The following is a 14,081-nucleotide window of genomic DNA, read 5'->3' as shown; positions in this document are numbered from 1 at the left end:
CATCCAGTTTATCGATTTTCTTCTAGGGAAAGAGTGAAGCAGAGCGCTAGAGAAGGAGGATCATAATGGATAAACGGCAACAGGGAAAACGGACCAGCAAGGACCTTCAGTTGGACCAGTTCAGGACCGACGACCGGAACAAGAAACTCACGACCAACCAGGGCCTGAAGATGGCGGAGGACGAACACTCCCTCACAGCGGGTGAACGGGGGCCCACGCTCATGGAAGATTTCCACTTCAGGGAGAAGATGACCCATTTCGACCATGAGCGGGTTCCGGAACGTGTTGTCCATGCGAGAGGGTTTGCGGCACATGGGGAGTTCGAGGCCTACCAGTCGATGGAGAAATACACGAAAGCGGGTTTCCTTTCTGAAAAAGGCAAGAAAACTCCGGTGTTCGTCCGCTTCTCGACAGTTGTCGGGCAGAAGGGGTCCACGGATATCCCCCGTGATGTCCGCGGGTTTGCGACGAAGTTCTATACCGACGAGGGGAACTATGATTTGGTGAGCAACAATATGCCCATCTTCTTTATCCAGGATGGCATCAAGTTCCCGGATCTGGTGCACTCCATCAAACCGGAGCCGCATAATGAGATCCCGCAGGCGACCGGTGCCCATGACACCTTCTGGGATTTCGTCATCAACAACCAGGAGACGGCCAACCAGGTCATGTGGCTGATGAGCCCGAGGGCCCTGCCGAGAAGCTTCCGCATGATGGAAGGCTTCAGCATCAATACATTCCGCTTCGTCAATGCGGAGGGCAAATCCCGGTTTGTCCGGTTTAAATGGATTCCGGTTCTCGGCCTTCACTCGTTTGAATGGGATGAGGCACAAAAGGTATCAGGAAATGACCCGGACTTTAACCGCCGGGACCTTTGGATGAATATCGAGATGGGGAATTATCCGGAATTCGAACTGGGAGTCCAGATCATCGACGAAAAAGATGAATTCAAGTTCGACTTCGACATTCTCGATGCCACGAAATTCTGGCCTGAAGAGGAAATTCCGGTCAAGGTCATCGGGAAGATGACGCTCAACCGGAATGTCGACAATTACTTCTCGGAAACAGAGCAGGTCGCGTTCCATCCGGGCCATGTCGTGCCGGGCATCGATTTTTCAAATGACCCCTTCTTCAGGGACGTCTCTTTTCCTACACGGATACGCAGCTGATCCGGCTCGGCGGCCCGAACTTCCATGAGATCCCGATCAACCGCCCGGTCTGCCCGTTCCATAACAACCAGCGGGACGGCTATCACCGGCAGACCATCAATGTCGGCAAGGTGGCTTATAACAAGAACTCCTTGGCGGATGGTACGCCTGCGCCGGCATCTGAGGAAGAAGGCGGTTATGTCCACTATCAGGAGAAAGTGGAAGGCCGGAAAGTCCGCGCCAGAAGCGAGTCGTTCAAGGACCACTTCTCGCAGGCCCGCATGTTCTGGAACAGCCTGGCGGATTTCGAGAAAAACCATATCATCGAGGCTTTCAGCTTCGAGGTCGGGAAGGTGAATAACCAGGAGATCCGACAGGGTGTCGTGGATATGTTCGCCAAAGTGGACCAGGGTCTGATGACCGCAGTAGCCAAGAAAATCAATGCCAATCCGCCGAAGGAAAGCCATGTAAAATACAACAAGAAATCTCCAGCGGTGAGTATGTCGAACACCGTAAGGAAACCGGAGACCCGCCGGGCGGGCATTATCGTGGGCGAAGGCTTTGACGGCAACAGCCTCGGAGATGTGTTGGACAAGCTGAAGGAAGCCGGAATCACCGCGGACTTCATCAGCGAACGCCAGGGCACCATCAAAGGCCAGGACGGTTACAGGGCCGAGGCGAACCACACGTTCACGACGACCCATGCGGTGCTTTATGACGGCATCATCATCGCAGGCGGAACAGGTGAAAACGCGGCGAAGTTCAAGATGGATGCTTCAGAATTCATCAATGACACGTTTAAGCACTACAAGACGATCGGTGTGACGGCAGGCGGCAAAGACCTCTTTGCCCAGTCGATGGCCAAAGAAGGGCCGGGTGTCATTATGGAGAGCGGCCGCGGAGACTTTGGCCATGCACTTGTTGACTCTTTTGCCCAGTATAAACATCACGACAGAAAGTTCTGAAGCTCGCCACGACCAGCGTAGCGCGGCGCCTGACAGGGTGCCGCGTTACTCGTTGTCGGCGAAGGTGCCAGCCGATACAATAAAGGCCGGAAGGAGCGTGGTGTGATGGTCAGGAGAAAACCGTGCGGCAAGTGGAAAAGCCCTGCGGGAGCCATTGCCGTTCTCCTGCTGATTGCAATCATCTATTTTCTTACGGAAATTCCGGAAGAGGAAAGCGGCCGGGACAGCCCGACAAAAACAGGTGAACAGATCCCCGCGGATGCCCCTGCGGAAGGATTGGTTCCTGTGGAACTTGTGCGGACGATTGACGGGGACACAATCAAAATCCGCTATGAGGGAAAAGAACAGAATGTCAGGTACCTGCTGATTGATACGCCGGAGACGAACCATCCCCAGCTTGGAAAGCAGCCGTTCGGCGAACGGGCGAAGGATCGGAACCGGGAGCTTCTGGCGAATGGCGAGGTCGCCATCGAGTTCGATATCGGGCAGCGCACCGACAAGTACGGCCGACTCCTTGCATACGTGTATGTAGACGGAGAAAGCATACAGGAAAAGCTGCTTGAGGAGGGACTTGCCCGGGTCGGATATGTCTATCCGCCGAGCATCCGCCATCTCGAACGTTTTGAACAGGCAGAGAATAGGGCAAAGGATAAGGGAATCGGAATCTGGTCGATCGAGGACTATGCGACCGATCGGGGTTTTGACGCTGGAAAAGCGGAACAGGCCGGTAAGAACCGGGAAGAAGCGGATCAGGCGGGCCCGTTCGCCAATTGCAAGGAGCTCCGCGCGGTTCATCCGGATGGCGTGAAGAGGGGTCACCCGGCTTATTCGGAGCGGCTCGACGGAGACCGCGACGGGATGGCCTGTGAAGCTTCATAGGAGGGACGGATATGGGGTTGGAGGAAATATGGAAAGGGACAGTTGAGTCGTCCGCCGATCAGAACAGGTTCAAGTATCACCAGATCGTAAGAGGGCCTGATTTCTCGGACAAAGCAAATGTAGCGCTGATCGGGTTCTGTTGTGATGAAGGCGTCCGAAGGAACAACGGCCGCCCGGGGGCGGCCAAGGCGCCGGATGCGATCCGCGCGGCATTGGCCCCGATGCCCTGGCATGGTAATGAGGCGACGTTGTGTGATTACGGAAATGTGTCGTGCGGGGACAGCCGGCTGGAAGATGCGCAGGACGAACTGGCGGCAAAGGTGTCGGAAGCCTATGGGCAAGGCTCGCGCGCCGTCATTCTAGGGGGCGGGCACGAAACCCTTTACGGCCATTACCTTGGCCTGAGACTTCATCTCGGATCGGAAGCAAGCATCGGCATCCTCAACATCGATGCGCATTTTGATCTGCGCCCGCATGACGGGGAATCATCATCCGGCACGATGTTCCGGCAGATCCTTGAGGAAGACCAGAATGCGGGTTATTTCGTTCTCGGCATCCAGCGTTTCGGCAATTCGCTTTCCCTGTTTGAGACGGCCCAAGATTTTGATGTGGACTATATGCCGGAAGAAACGGTCCGCCAGTCTGATCCCGCCCAGCTGTCCAGAAGGATCCAGTCCTTTATCGGACAATATGATGCAGTAATCGTGACACTGTGCATGGATGTGCTGGACATGGCATCGGCACCCGGCGTCAGTGCGCCTTCACCGTTCGGACTTGACCCGGTGTCGGTCCGATCGATCATCCGTGCCGCATGCAGCCATCCGGCTGTCCGGTCCTTTGATATTTCTGAAGTCAACCCTGACGTGGATGAGGGGGGCAGGACTGTGCGCCTTGGGGCGGCTCTGACGAATGAGGCAATCCTCTCATTCCTCGGCAAGGCACCCGAAATCTAAACGAACCGGACCGGTAAACGATGGCGTTTTCCGGTCCGGTTTTTCTAAGGGGCGTTTGCGCTTTTGTCCATTCAGGATGTCCGGCTGTTTCCCGGGCCGAACCGTTCGGTATAGTCAGTTACTTCCCGCAGTGCGCGTTCTTCCGCGGGGATCCGGACAGACAGCATCCATGCATTCAGGGCCATGAATAGTATGGCGGTGAGATAAGCTTGGAAGATAAGCGGCAAGACGAGCAGCTCGGTGGTGACGATGACATAGTTCGGATGGCGCAGCCATTTGTAGGGGCCGCGCTTCACGACATTGGCGCCGGGGAGAATGATGATTTTGGTATTCCAGAATTCGCCCAGCGATGCAAGGCACCAGACCCGCATCACCTGCATGGCTAGAAATATGGCAAGAAGCACCGGCCATACAGGAGACAGGGAACGGTCTGTCAGGAGAACTTCCGCAATCAGGAAGATGAAGAACCCTGTATGCATCGCGACCATGTACGGATAATGGGAAGCGCCCGCTTCGAATGCCCCGCGGCTTTTGAGTTTCTGTTCATTGCGCTTCGCGACGCGGAGTTCGACAAGGCGCTGAATGATGACCAGTCCGATCAGAATCCAAAACAGCATGATCATGCCTCCTTATTGCCATTCCAACAGAAGCAGTTCCCCCGAGAAACCCGGTCCGAGAGCTGCCATAAGGCCCTTTTCCCCGGCTTCCGGCTGTTTCATCATGAACTGCTCCAGCACGAACAGCACCGTCGGGGAAGACATATTGCCGTATTTCCTGAGCACCCGTCTGGAGATTTCAGTCATGCCGGGTTCAAATCCGAGTGCCTCCTCATACGCCAGCAGTACTTTCTTGCCTCCGGGATGTGCGACAAAATGCCGGATATCTGACTGCGAGAGCCCTTCTTTCCGGAGGAATTCATGGACGAACGGGCCAAGCCATTCCGTGATGATGGACGGGATGCTTTTTGAGAAAATCACATGAAGGCCCGTGTCGTCCACATCCCAGCCCATGACGTCTTCGGAATCCGGCATCAGCTTTGACAGCGTGGACCGGATGGACGGCACTGAACCGGTTGAGCGGTGTGCCACTTTGTCTCCGGCAACGACTGCACAGGCCACTCCGTCGGCGAACAGGGAAGCTCCAACAAGATTGCTTTTCGTATAATCTTCCGCCTGGAAAGTCAGGCTGCATAATTCCACGCAGAGAACGAGCACGCGATGGTCCGGATGGGCGAGACAGTAATCGAATGCCCGGCTCATCCCGGAGGCGCCTCCGGCACATCCCAGTCCCCATACAGGAATCCGTTTGACGTCATCCCTGAAGGGAAGGATATTCATGATCCTGGCTTCGATGCTCGGGGTCGAGATGCCGCTGCTCGATATGTAGAAGATCGCATCGATCTCTTCATAACCGATTTTCTCATTGAGCAGCCCGCGGTTTTGCAGGCAGCCTGTGATCGCCTCGGAACCCAGGCGAATAGCGTGTTCGATGTACAGATTGTTGCGCTCTCCGAACGGATGCGCTTCACCGTACCAATCGAGCGGCATGGCGATATAGCGCGTGTCGATGTCTCCATTGTCGAACACCCGCAGCAGCCGCTCCGTGTCCCTGAACTTTCCGCTGAACAGCTGTTTAGTCAGACCTGCTGCATCTCTCTGGCCGATTTCATGGTCCGGAGTGAGCGTATAGATCGATTCAATGACAGGCATTCCGTTTCCTCCTCGGTTCATCTTCCATCTCTATACCCTTGTCCTGCCAAGATATGCGGCGGGGAGGCAGTCTATCAGTCCAGCAGAAGGAGTTCCCGGAATTCCTTTTTCTTTTCGAATGCGACGAGGAATGGCGGATGTCCTCTTTGGTTGATCAGCTCGTAACGGGCTACGTCGACATCAGCTTCCCTAAGCCGGCGGGCGTATGCAAGGAGCGCGTCCCGCTCCCGGTCGCCTCCTTCATGGCCGTCATACACACAGACCGTCACCAGGCCCCCTTTTTTCAGCAGGCCGAGCAGGTCATGGACAGCCCTGACCGTCGTTTCAGGACGGGTGATCACCGAGCGGTCGCCTGCATTCGGAAGAAACCCGAGGTTGAACATGGCACCGCCGACGGGACCTTCCGCGTAGTCCGCCACCCGGTCATGGCTGTCCAGGATCAGTTCCGCACGATCTGAAAGATTTCCGAGGCGGATCCGTGTCGAGTCGAGGGCTTCCTGCTGGATATCAAAAGCAAGCACCCGTCCATCCGGCCCTATCAGCTCCGCCAGGAACAACGTGTCATGTCCGTTCCCGGCAGTGGCATCCACGACCGTTTCTCCGGGAAGGACAGTCCGCTCCATCAGTTTTCTCGCCTGCGCGAGTGTTCGTCCAAGTTCCATAAAAACATCCTCTCCTTAAAGGCTGGTTCTTCTATCGTATCACCGCAGGGGGCGGGGCTCCATTGGGCAGTGGATTGACAATGTTCGGACATAGGGCGTCCGTATTGAAATACCGCACAGACGGGCATACAATCAGTGAGGTGAATTTTAAAACAGGAGGTGGGGACATGCCAAGAAGCGTATGGCTGCTCGTCATCGGAATGTTCGTCAACACGGTCGGAAACTCGTTTATCTGGCCGCTCAACACCATCTATATGCACGATCATCTCGGGAAGTCGCTGTCTGTCGCGGGGCTTGTCCTCATGGCCAATTCAGCTGCGGGCATCGTCGGAAATATGCTGGGAGGTTTTCTGTTCGACCGGATCGGGGGATATCGCTCCGTCCTGACCGGTATCCTGATATCGCTTGTAGCACTCGTCGGCCTTGTCTTTTATCACGGCTGGCCGCATTATGTCTGGCTGCTTGCGTTGCTGGGCTTCGGGGGCGGCATCGTCTTTCCGAGTATGTACGCCATGGTCGGGACGGCCTGGCCCGAGGGCGGCCGCAAGGCATTTAACTCCATCTATCTTGCGAACAATGCGGGAGTCGCCATCGGCCCTGCTCTGGCGGGCTTTGTCGCTTCCTACAATATCGACTATATTTTCCTGGCCAACACGGTCATGTATGTGCTCTTTTTGCTGATTGCGGCTTTTGCATACAGGGGCTTCAAGATCGACCCTGCGACACACACGTCGGTCATCAAGGAAAAGCGGACGATCAGGGAAAAGGCGCCTCTCTACTCCCTGACGATCATGCTGTCCGGATTTTTCCTGACATGGCTTGTCTATTCCCAGTGGACGACGACACTGTCCACTCATGCAATTGACCTTGGCATCTCGCTTGGTGAGTACAGCCTGCTCTGGACAATCAACGGTGCGCTCATCGTTCTCGGGCAGCCGCTGATCCGGCCGGTCATCAAGCGGTTCGAGGACCGGCTGAAGATCCAGATGTTTATCGGCATCGTCGTTTTCACATCATCATTTGTCGTGGTCGGCTTCGCAGAGTCGTTTGCCATGTTCGTGACATCCATGGTCATCCTGACATTCGGTGAAATGTTCGTCTGGCCGGTGATCCCGACCATCGCCAATTCACTTGCACCACCGGGACGGGAAGGCTTTTACCAGGGGATCGTGAACAGTGTCTCGACGGGCGGACGCATGATCGGTCCGGTGGTCGGCGGCGTACTTGTTGATCTTCACGGAATCCATGTCATGTTGATCATCCTGACTTCCATTCTCAGCCTCGCCATCCTGACGAGTCTGTTCTACGATGTACCACTCAAACGGGAGGCGGCCCGTCAAGCGGCTGCCCATCGTCCATAAAACCGGAATCAACCCGACTGCTTTTTGCTGCCGGGTTTTTCTGATGATCCGTTTACTGCTCTAAAGGTTCTGATTTCATTGCAACATTGACAGTGTTCTGATTAAATGAAAATAGTAACGCTTTCATTTAAGAGGACCGGAGGGGGATTATATGAAACAGATCTATGACCAGGCGGCCGAAGCTGTCTCGGATATCAAGGATGGGGCCACGCTCATGGTCGGCGGCTTCGGCCTTGTCGGAATTCCGGAACAGCTGATCCTTGCGCTTGCCGAAAGCGGAGTCAAGGACCTGACCGTCATTTCAAACAACTGCGGAATTGATGATTGGGGTCTTGGCCTGCTGCTGAATAACCGCCAGATCAAGAAGATGATCGGTTCCTATGTGGGGGAAAACAAGGAATTCGAGCGCCAGGTGCTCAGCGGTGAACTCGAAGTGGAACTGACACCCCAGGGGACGCTTGCAGAAAAAATCCGTGCCGGCGGAGCTGGCATCCCGGCATTCTTCACGCCTGCGGGGGTCGGCACGCCGATTGCGGAAGGGAAAGAAACCCGGACCTTCAACGGCAAAGAGTATGTTCTGGAAGAAGCGCTGACTGCCGACTTCGCACTTGTACGGGCGGCCAAGGCAGACAAGCTTGGGAACCTGATCTACAACAAGACCGCGCAGAATTTCAACCCGATGATGGCTTCGGCCGGCAAAGTGACGATCGCCGAAGCCGAAGAAATCGTGGATGCGGGCGACCTGGATCCTGCAACGGTCCATACGCCGAGCATTTATGTGCAGCGGCTGATTCAGGCGGAGCAGGAAAAACGCATCGAGCGGCTCACAACCCGCTGACGGAAAGGGGAGAACGTGAATGGATAAAGCAAAGATGAGGGAACGCATCGCACGGCGCGCCGAGAAAGAGATCCATGACGGTGACTATGTCAACCTGGGTATCGGAATGCCGACGCTCGTGGCGAACTACATTTCCGACGACAAAACGGTCATCCTCCAGTCGGAGAACGGGCTGCTCGGCATCGGGCCTTACCCGGAAAAAGACAAAGTCGACCCGGATCTGATCAACGCCGGCAAGGAGACCGTGACGGCGATTGACGGAGCGGCTTATTTTGACAGCGCTGAGTCGTTCGCGATGATCCGTGGGGGTCACGTCGACGTCGCCATCCTCGGCGGAATGGAAGTTTCGAAAAATGGGGACCTGGCAAACTGGATGATCCCCGGCAAGATGATCAAGGGTATGGGCGGTGCGATGGACCTGGTCCACGGCGCCAAGAAGATTATCGTCATCATGGAGCACGCCGCAAAGGATGGCTCCCCGAAAATCAAGAAAGAATGCTCGCTGCCACTGACGGGCAAAGGAGTCGTCGATATGGTCATCACCGAAAGGTGCGTGATCGAGGTGACACCGGATGGCCTGAAGCTGAAGGAAGTATTTGAAGGCTTCACGGTTGACGATGTCCTCGCCTCCACCGAAGCGGAACTCGACGTCAGCGAGGTTAATCAAAACGCATGACACAAGGCCGGAAAAGGAGACTTTTCCGGCTTTTATTGACTGGAAGTGAGGAAAATAGCCGGGGATAAACATACGCACGTGTCAGGTACGGAGAGGAGCCGGTCAGCCGTCAAGAGGACGGAGATTTCCGAAAGAGGATCCGTATGATCGGAAAGTAAGGCTCCGGAATTCAACGGCAAAACAGATCTGCGGATGAGAAGCGCCAAGACAAGGTGCGGCCTGACACCTAAGCTCCTGGCAGTCGGCCCGGATAACAGAAAACACCATAAAAAATTGGGCTGTCCGAAAAGTCGGATTCAGCACATGCTATAGCAAACGGCACGGACGCCGGGAGACACCTGCGGGAAAAGCCGGGCTGTCGAGACCCGCTTTACGCGGGGCTCGGCGCCGGCCCGCGGTAAGCGACCAGAGTCCGTGCCGTTTGCTGTTTTTATCCTATTAATGACTTATTGGACAGCCCCTTTTTAGGCATATTTTTTGAGGGAAAACAGTGCCGCTGGGATTCAACTTCGGGACTATACCGTAGCGCGGTAACCGCTCGGATCGGCCAGGTAACCACCTGGTGGCCGGCCGGGAATTCAAAGTGGAAGACCAAGAAGGCAGAAAGCAATCTCTTCAGCGTTTTCTGATTTGGGGTGTCAGCGGCTACCCGGAGGGAATCACTGGTTACCCACAACCCAACGCACGAAATTACCGCTACCTATGCAGTGAATCCATGCACAAATCCCGGAAATCTTCGCTCTTGCCTGCATAAGATCACTTCCCGTCAACTGTACACTCTTTACTGCAGGGGAACGGTTTTCTCGTCTTTTCCGGCTTTTAGCCCTGCAAGGAACAGCAGGACGATGACCAGCAAAAAGAGCCCTAGCGATGCAGTCCATTTTCCGGACAGGTCGTGGAAAGCACCAAACAAAACGGGACCGGCTGCCGCCAGCAGATAACCGATCGACTGGGCCATCCCGGAAAGGGAAGCTGCCTCGGACGGCGTATTCGTCCGGAGCGTGAAAAACATCATTGCAAGGCCGAACGAGGCGCCGCCTGCAACGCCCATCAGGATCATCCAGAGCGGCGCGGCAGCCATGTTTCCGGAGAAAAGCCCTCCGTAGCCGATCAGGTAAATAACTGTGATCAGGATGACAAGAAGCCGCTGGTCCCTGATCCGTCCGGCGATGATCGGGATCATGAACGTGAACGGAATCTGCGAGAACTGGACCAGGGAGAACATCCATCCCGCCCGTTCCGCATCCATCCCACGGTCCATCAGCACTTCCGGCACCCATGCGGCAGTGGTAAAGAACATGACGGATTGAAGTCCCATATAAAAGGTGACGCCCCATGCAAGAGGAGACTTCCACAGCGGCCGCGGGGCGGGCCCCTTGGCAGAACCCGACGCATCAAGTACCGGCTGCTTGGCCACTTGCGGCAACCAGACGATCGCCGCGATGACCGCCAGCATGGCCCATACACCCAGCGACATCCTCCAGCCAAAAGAAGTGGCAGAGGCAAGCGGTGCACTGACGCCTGCAGCCAGTCCCGCGAAAAGGTTCATCGAGACGGTGTAGATTCCGGTCATCAGCCCGACCTGCATCGGAAAATTCATTTTGACGAGGCCGGGCAGGAGGACATTGCCGAATGCAATGGCTACGCCGAGAAGCAGTGTCCCCGAAATCAGCAGCCCGATTCCGCCCGAGGAGCGGACGACAATCCCGATGGCTAAAAGGAGAAGGGCGATGAATAGGCTCCGGGCCATGCCGATCCTGTCCGCAATTTTCGGAACCACGGGTGAGACGGCTGCAAATGCCAAGAGCGGGATTGTGGTCAGGAACCCGGCAACCGTCCCCGAAATGGAGAGGTCCTCCATGATTCTTGAAATGACCGGACCGACCGAAGTCAGCGGCGACCGGAGACTGAAGGCGATGAACACGACGCCGAAGAGCAGGAGAAGTGTAGAGGGTTTCAAATCCAGTTTTTTTGTGCGATATACAGAGGAATTTCCGTCCAAGCAAAGCGCCTCCAGACAAATTAAGAGAAGAGTATGGCAAATCAGCCCGTTGCCCATTATCGTACCACCCGGCATCCGGATAGTAAACGTCTCCAGACACTTGCGGCACAGCATCTGTTTCGGGTACAATGATGGCAATACTCAAGGGCGTCGAAGGGGACTAGTAGGCGGCCCGATCCTTCCAGAGAGCCGGCGGTCGCTGCGAGCCGGCAGGATCGGACTGCCGAACTCACCCCCCGAGTCTGCATCTCCGGCACACAAGTTGCCGGAAGGTGCCGTTTTCCGCGTTAAGGATGAGCTGGACGGCTTGCCGTCAATGTGGGTGGCACCGCGGGAGAATGACTCTCGTCCCTGATTTATTTGGGGACGGGAGTTTTTTTATTTCAGGAGGGAGACAAAAAGCATGAGTTACAATCATCGGGAGATTGACCGCAAATGGCGGAACTACTGGGAGGAAAACAAGACTTTCAAAACGGTGGATGAGCCGGACAAACCAAAGTTCTACGCGCTGGATATGTTCCCGTATCCGTCGGGCGCCGGACTCCACGTCGGGCACCCGCTCGGCTACATCGCGACCGATATCCTGAGCGGGTTCAAGCGGATGCAGGGATACAATGTGCTCCACCCGATGGGCTGGGATGCATTCGGCCTTCCGGCAGAACAGTATGCGCTCGACACGGGGAACGACCCGGCGGAATTCACGGCGCGCAACATCGCGACGTTCAAGCGCCAGATGCAGGAACTCGGTTTCTCGTATGACTGGGACCGTGAAATCAACACGACAGACCCGGAATACTACAAGTGGACACAATGGATCTTTATCCAGCTTTATAAAAAAGGCCTGGCTTATGTCGATGAAGTCCCGGTCAACTGGTGCCCGGCACTCGGCACGGTCCTTGCGAACGAGGAAGTCATCGACGGAGTTTCCGAGCGTGGCGGCCACCCGGTTGAACGCCGTCCGATGCGCCAGTGGGTACTGAAGATTACCGAATACGCAGACCGCCTCCTGGACGACCTCGACGACCTCGACTGGCCGGACAGCCTGAAGGAAATGCAGCGGAACTGGATCGGCCGTTCTGAAGGCGCGCAGGTCACGTTCGAGATTGATGGAACCGATCTGTCGTTTGAGGCCTTCACGACCCGCCCTGACACTCTGTTTGGTGCGACCTATGCCGTTCTTGCCCCTGAGCATAAGCTCGTGGACCAGATCACGACGGATGAGCAGAGGGCGGCAGTCGATGGCTACCTCGACAAAGTGAAGACGAAGAGCGACCTCGAGCGTACGGATCTGGCAAAAGAAAAGACCGGCGTCTTCACAGGTGCCTATGCCATCAACCCGGTCAGCGGCGAGAAGATGCCGATCTGGGTTGCGGACTATGTCCTCGCTTCGTACGGTACAGGTGCCATTATGGCCGTTCCGGCGCATGACGAGCGCGACTATGAATTTGCAAAGGAATTTGGCCTCCCGATCATCGAAGTGGTGGCAGGCGGCAATATCGAGGAGGAAGCCTATACCGGTGACGGGGAGCACGTGAACTCCGGCTTCCTGAACGGCCTTGGCAAGGAAGAAGGCATTGCAAAGGCGATCGAGTGGCTCGAGGAAAACGGCAAGGGCGAGAAGAAGATCACATACCGTCTGCGTGACTGGCTGTTCTCCCGCCAGCGCTACTGGGGCGAGCCGATCCCGATCATCCATTGGGAAGACGGCTCCATGACGACCGTTCCGGAAGAAGAGCTCCCGCTCATGCTTCCGAAGACAGATAACATCCGCCCGAGCGGCACCGGCGAATCCCCGCTTGCCAACATCGAGGAATGGGTGAATGTCACGGATCCGAAGACCGGTATGAAAGGACGACGCGAGACGAACACGATGCCTCAGTGGGCCGGCAGCTGCTGGTACTACATCCGCTACATCGACCCGCATAACTCCGAGCAGCTCGTCGATCCGGAACTGGCCGAGCGCTGGCTGCCTGTCGACATCTATGTCGGCGGCGCGGAACATGCCGTGCTCCATCTGTTGTATGCGCGGTTCTGGCACAAGGTACTTTATGACATCGGCGTCGTTAAGACGAAGGAGCCGTTCCAGAAGCTCTTCAACCAGGGCATGATCCTCGGCGAAGGAAACGAGAAGATGTCGAAGTCGAAGGGCAATGTCGTCAATCCGGATGATATTGTCGAAAGCCACGGTGCCGATGCGCTCCGCCTGTATGAAATGTTCATGGGTCCGCTTGATGCGTCAAAAGCGTGGTCGACAAATGGGCTCGACGGCTCCCGCAAATTCCTCGACCGGGTATGGCGCCTGTTTACCGAAGCGGACGGTTCGCTTGCGTCCAAGATCACCGAAGAACACGACGGCGCACTCGATAAGGTCTACAACCAGACCGTCAAGAAAGTGACCGAGGACCTCGAGAACATGCACAACAACACGGCCATCTCCCAGATGATGGTGTTCATCAACGAAGCGTACAAAGCCGACAAGCTCCCGAAGGAATATGCGGAAGGCTTTGTTAAGCTATTGTCGCCGATTTGCCCGTTCATCACGGAAGAACTGTGGCGCGTTCTCGGCCACAACGACTCGATTAAATATCAATCATGGCCGACTTATGACGAGTCGAAGCTCGTCGATGACGAAGTGGAAATCGCCGTTCAGATCAACGGCAAGGTCCGCTCGAAAGTCGTCGTTCCCGCAGATGTCACGAAGGAGGACCTCGAAGCAGCCGCTCTCGCGGAACCGCGCGTCAAGGAGCTCACGGAAGGCAAAGACATCAAGAAAGTCATCGCCATCCCGGGCCGCCTCGTGAACATTGTTGCGAAATAAGTTGGACATCAAGAGAACCCGGAGCGGGATGGCTCCGGGTTCTTTTGTTGGCATCTAAATGGAGTGAGTG

Annotated in this window: 10 protein-coding genes, 1 pseudogene and 1 other annotated feature; of the genes and pseudogenes, 7 read left to right on the top strand and 4 right to left on the bottom strand. The window is 55.9% G+C overall.

The genetic code is table 11. The annotated features are described in order from the left end of the window. Positions 1-65: 65 nt before the first annotated feature. The 3 genes and pseudogenes from KHA84_RS11100 to hutG all read left to right on the top strand — a co-directional run bounded on the left by KHA84_RS11100 (position 66) and on the right by hutG (position 3,945). Positions 66-2,113 (top strand): annotated as a pseudogene (locus tag KHA84_RS11100) (catalase). Positions 2,114-2,218: 105 nt separating this feature from the next. Further along, positions 2,219-2,992 (top strand): thermonuclease family protein, encoded by a 774-nt coding sequence (locus KHA84_RS11095; protein WP_213423576.1) that lies wholly within the window; start codon positions 2,219-2,221, stop codon positions 2,990-2,992. A gap of 11 nt (positions 2,993-3,003) precedes the next feature. Then, entirely contained in the window at positions 3,004-3,945 is a 942-nt protein-coding gene (gene hutG, locus KHA84_RS11090) for a formimidoylglutamase (protein ID WP_213423575.1), read from the top strand. A 71-nt stretch (positions 3,946-4,016) separates the two neighbouring features. Here hutG and KHA84_RS11085 read toward each other — a convergent pair whose 3' ends face one another. From KHA84_RS11085 to mnmM, 3 genes are all read right to left on the bottom strand, one after another. Continuing rightward, complete coding sequence (locus tag KHA84_RS11085; RefSeq protein ID WP_272875293.1) at positions 4,017-4,562, bottom strand: isoprenylcysteine carboxyl methyltransferase family protein; 546 nt, start codon at positions 4,560-4,562, stop codon at positions 4,017-4,019. A gap of 12 nt (positions 4,563-4,574) precedes the next feature. Next, positions 4,575-5,654, bottom strand: coding sequence for a type III polyketide synthase (locus tag KHA84_RS11080; protein ID WP_213423574.1), 1,080 nt, complete (start codon positions 5,652-5,654; stop codon positions 4,575-4,577). A 74-nt stretch (positions 5,655-5,728) separates the two neighbouring features. After that, positions 5,729-6,316, bottom strand: coding sequence for a tRNA 5-(aminomethyl)-2-thiouridylate-methyltransferase MnmM (gene mnmM, locus KHA84_RS11075; RefSeq protein ID WP_213423573.1), 588 nt, complete (start codon positions 6,314-6,316; stop codon positions 5,729-5,731). A 167-nt stretch (positions 6,317-6,483) separates the two neighbouring features. On the opposite strand from mnmM, the gene KHA84_RS11070 reads away from it, so the two are divergent. From KHA84_RS11070 to KHA84_RS11060, 3 genes are all read left to right on the top strand, one after another. Then, positions 6,484-7,677, top strand: a complete 1,194-nt coding sequence (locus KHA84_RS11070; protein WP_213423572.1) for an MDR family MFS transporter — start codon at positions 6,484-6,486, stop codon at positions 7,675-7,677. A 151-nt stretch (positions 7,678-7,828) separates the two neighbouring features. Next, positions 7,829-8,515, top strand: a complete 687-nt coding sequence (locus tag KHA84_RS11065; RefSeq protein ID WP_213423571.1) for a CoA transferase subunit A — start codon at positions 7,829-7,831, stop codon at positions 8,513-8,515. Between the two features lie 19 nt (positions 8,516-8,534). Then, positions 8,535-9,191, top strand: a complete 657-nt coding sequence (locus KHA84_RS11060; RefSeq protein ID WP_213423570.1) for a CoA transferase subunit B — start codon at positions 8,535-8,537, stop codon at positions 9,189-9,191. A gap of 781 nt (positions 9,192-9,972) precedes the next feature. On the opposite strand, the gene KHA84_RS11055 is transcribed toward KHA84_RS11060, so the two are convergent. Continuing rightward, complete coding sequence (locus KHA84_RS11055; RefSeq protein ID WP_213423569.1) at positions 9,973-11,193, bottom strand: CynX/NimT family MFS transporter; 1,221 nt, start codon at positions 11,191-11,193, stop codon at positions 9,973-9,975. 141 nt (positions 11,194-11,334) lie between these two features. Next, positions 11,335-11,549: a binding site (T-box leader), on the top strand. A 47-nt stretch (positions 11,550-11,596) separates the two neighbouring features. Between KHA84_RS11055 and leuS the strand changes: the two genes are divergently transcribed. Next, positions 11,597-14,011 (top strand): leucine--tRNA ligase, encoded by a 2,415-nt coding sequence (gene leuS / locus KHA84_RS11050; RefSeq protein WP_213423568.1) that lies wholly within the window; start codon positions 11,597-11,599, stop codon positions 14,009-14,011. The last annotated feature ends 70 nt before the right edge of the window (positions 14,012-14,081 follow it).

Source organism: Bhargavaea massiliensis (genome assembly GCF_018390575.1).
Taxonomy (GTDB): Bacteria; Bacillota; Bacilli; order Bacillales_A; family Planococcaceae; genus Bhargavaea; species Bhargavaea massiliensis.
This window is presented reverse-complemented; position numbering and strand designations above follow the sequence as displayed.

Bases quoted from the DNA above. Each gene is read 5' to 3' on its own strand.
- KHA84_RS11095 (WP_213423576.1), top strand. From the start codon at position 2,219: ATGGTCAGGAGAAAACCGTGCGGCAAGTGGAAAAGCCCTGCGGGAGCC.
- hutG (WP_213423575.1), top strand. From the start codon at position 3,004: ATGGGGTTGGAGGAAATATGGAAAGGGACAGTTGAGTCGTCCGCCGAT.
- KHA84_RS11085 (WP_272875293.1), bottom strand. From the start codon at position 4,562: ATGCTGTTTTGGATTCTGATCGGACTGGTCATCATTCAGCGCCTTGTC.
- KHA84_RS11080 (WP_213423574.1), bottom strand. From the start codon at position 5,654: ATGCCTGTCATTGAATCGATCTATACGCTCACTCCGGACCATGAAATC.
- mnmM (WP_213423573.1), bottom strand. From the start codon at position 6,316: ATGGAACTTGGACGAACACTCGCGCAGGCGAGAAAACTGATGGAGCGG.
- KHA84_RS11070 (WP_213423572.1), top strand. From the start codon at position 6,484: ATGCCAAGAAGCGTATGGCTGCTCGTCATCGGAATGTTCGTCAACACG.
- KHA84_RS11065 (WP_213423571.1), top strand. From the start codon at position 7,829: ATGAAACAGATCTATGACCAGGCGGCCGAAGCTGTCTCGGATATCAAG.
- KHA84_RS11060 (WP_213423570.1), top strand. From the start codon at position 8,535: ATGGATAAAGCAAAGATGAGGGAACGCATCGCACGGCGCGCCGAGAAA.
- leuS (WP_213423568.1), top strand. From the start codon at position 11,597: ATGAGTTACAATCATCGGGAGATTGACCGCAAATGGCGGAACTACTGG.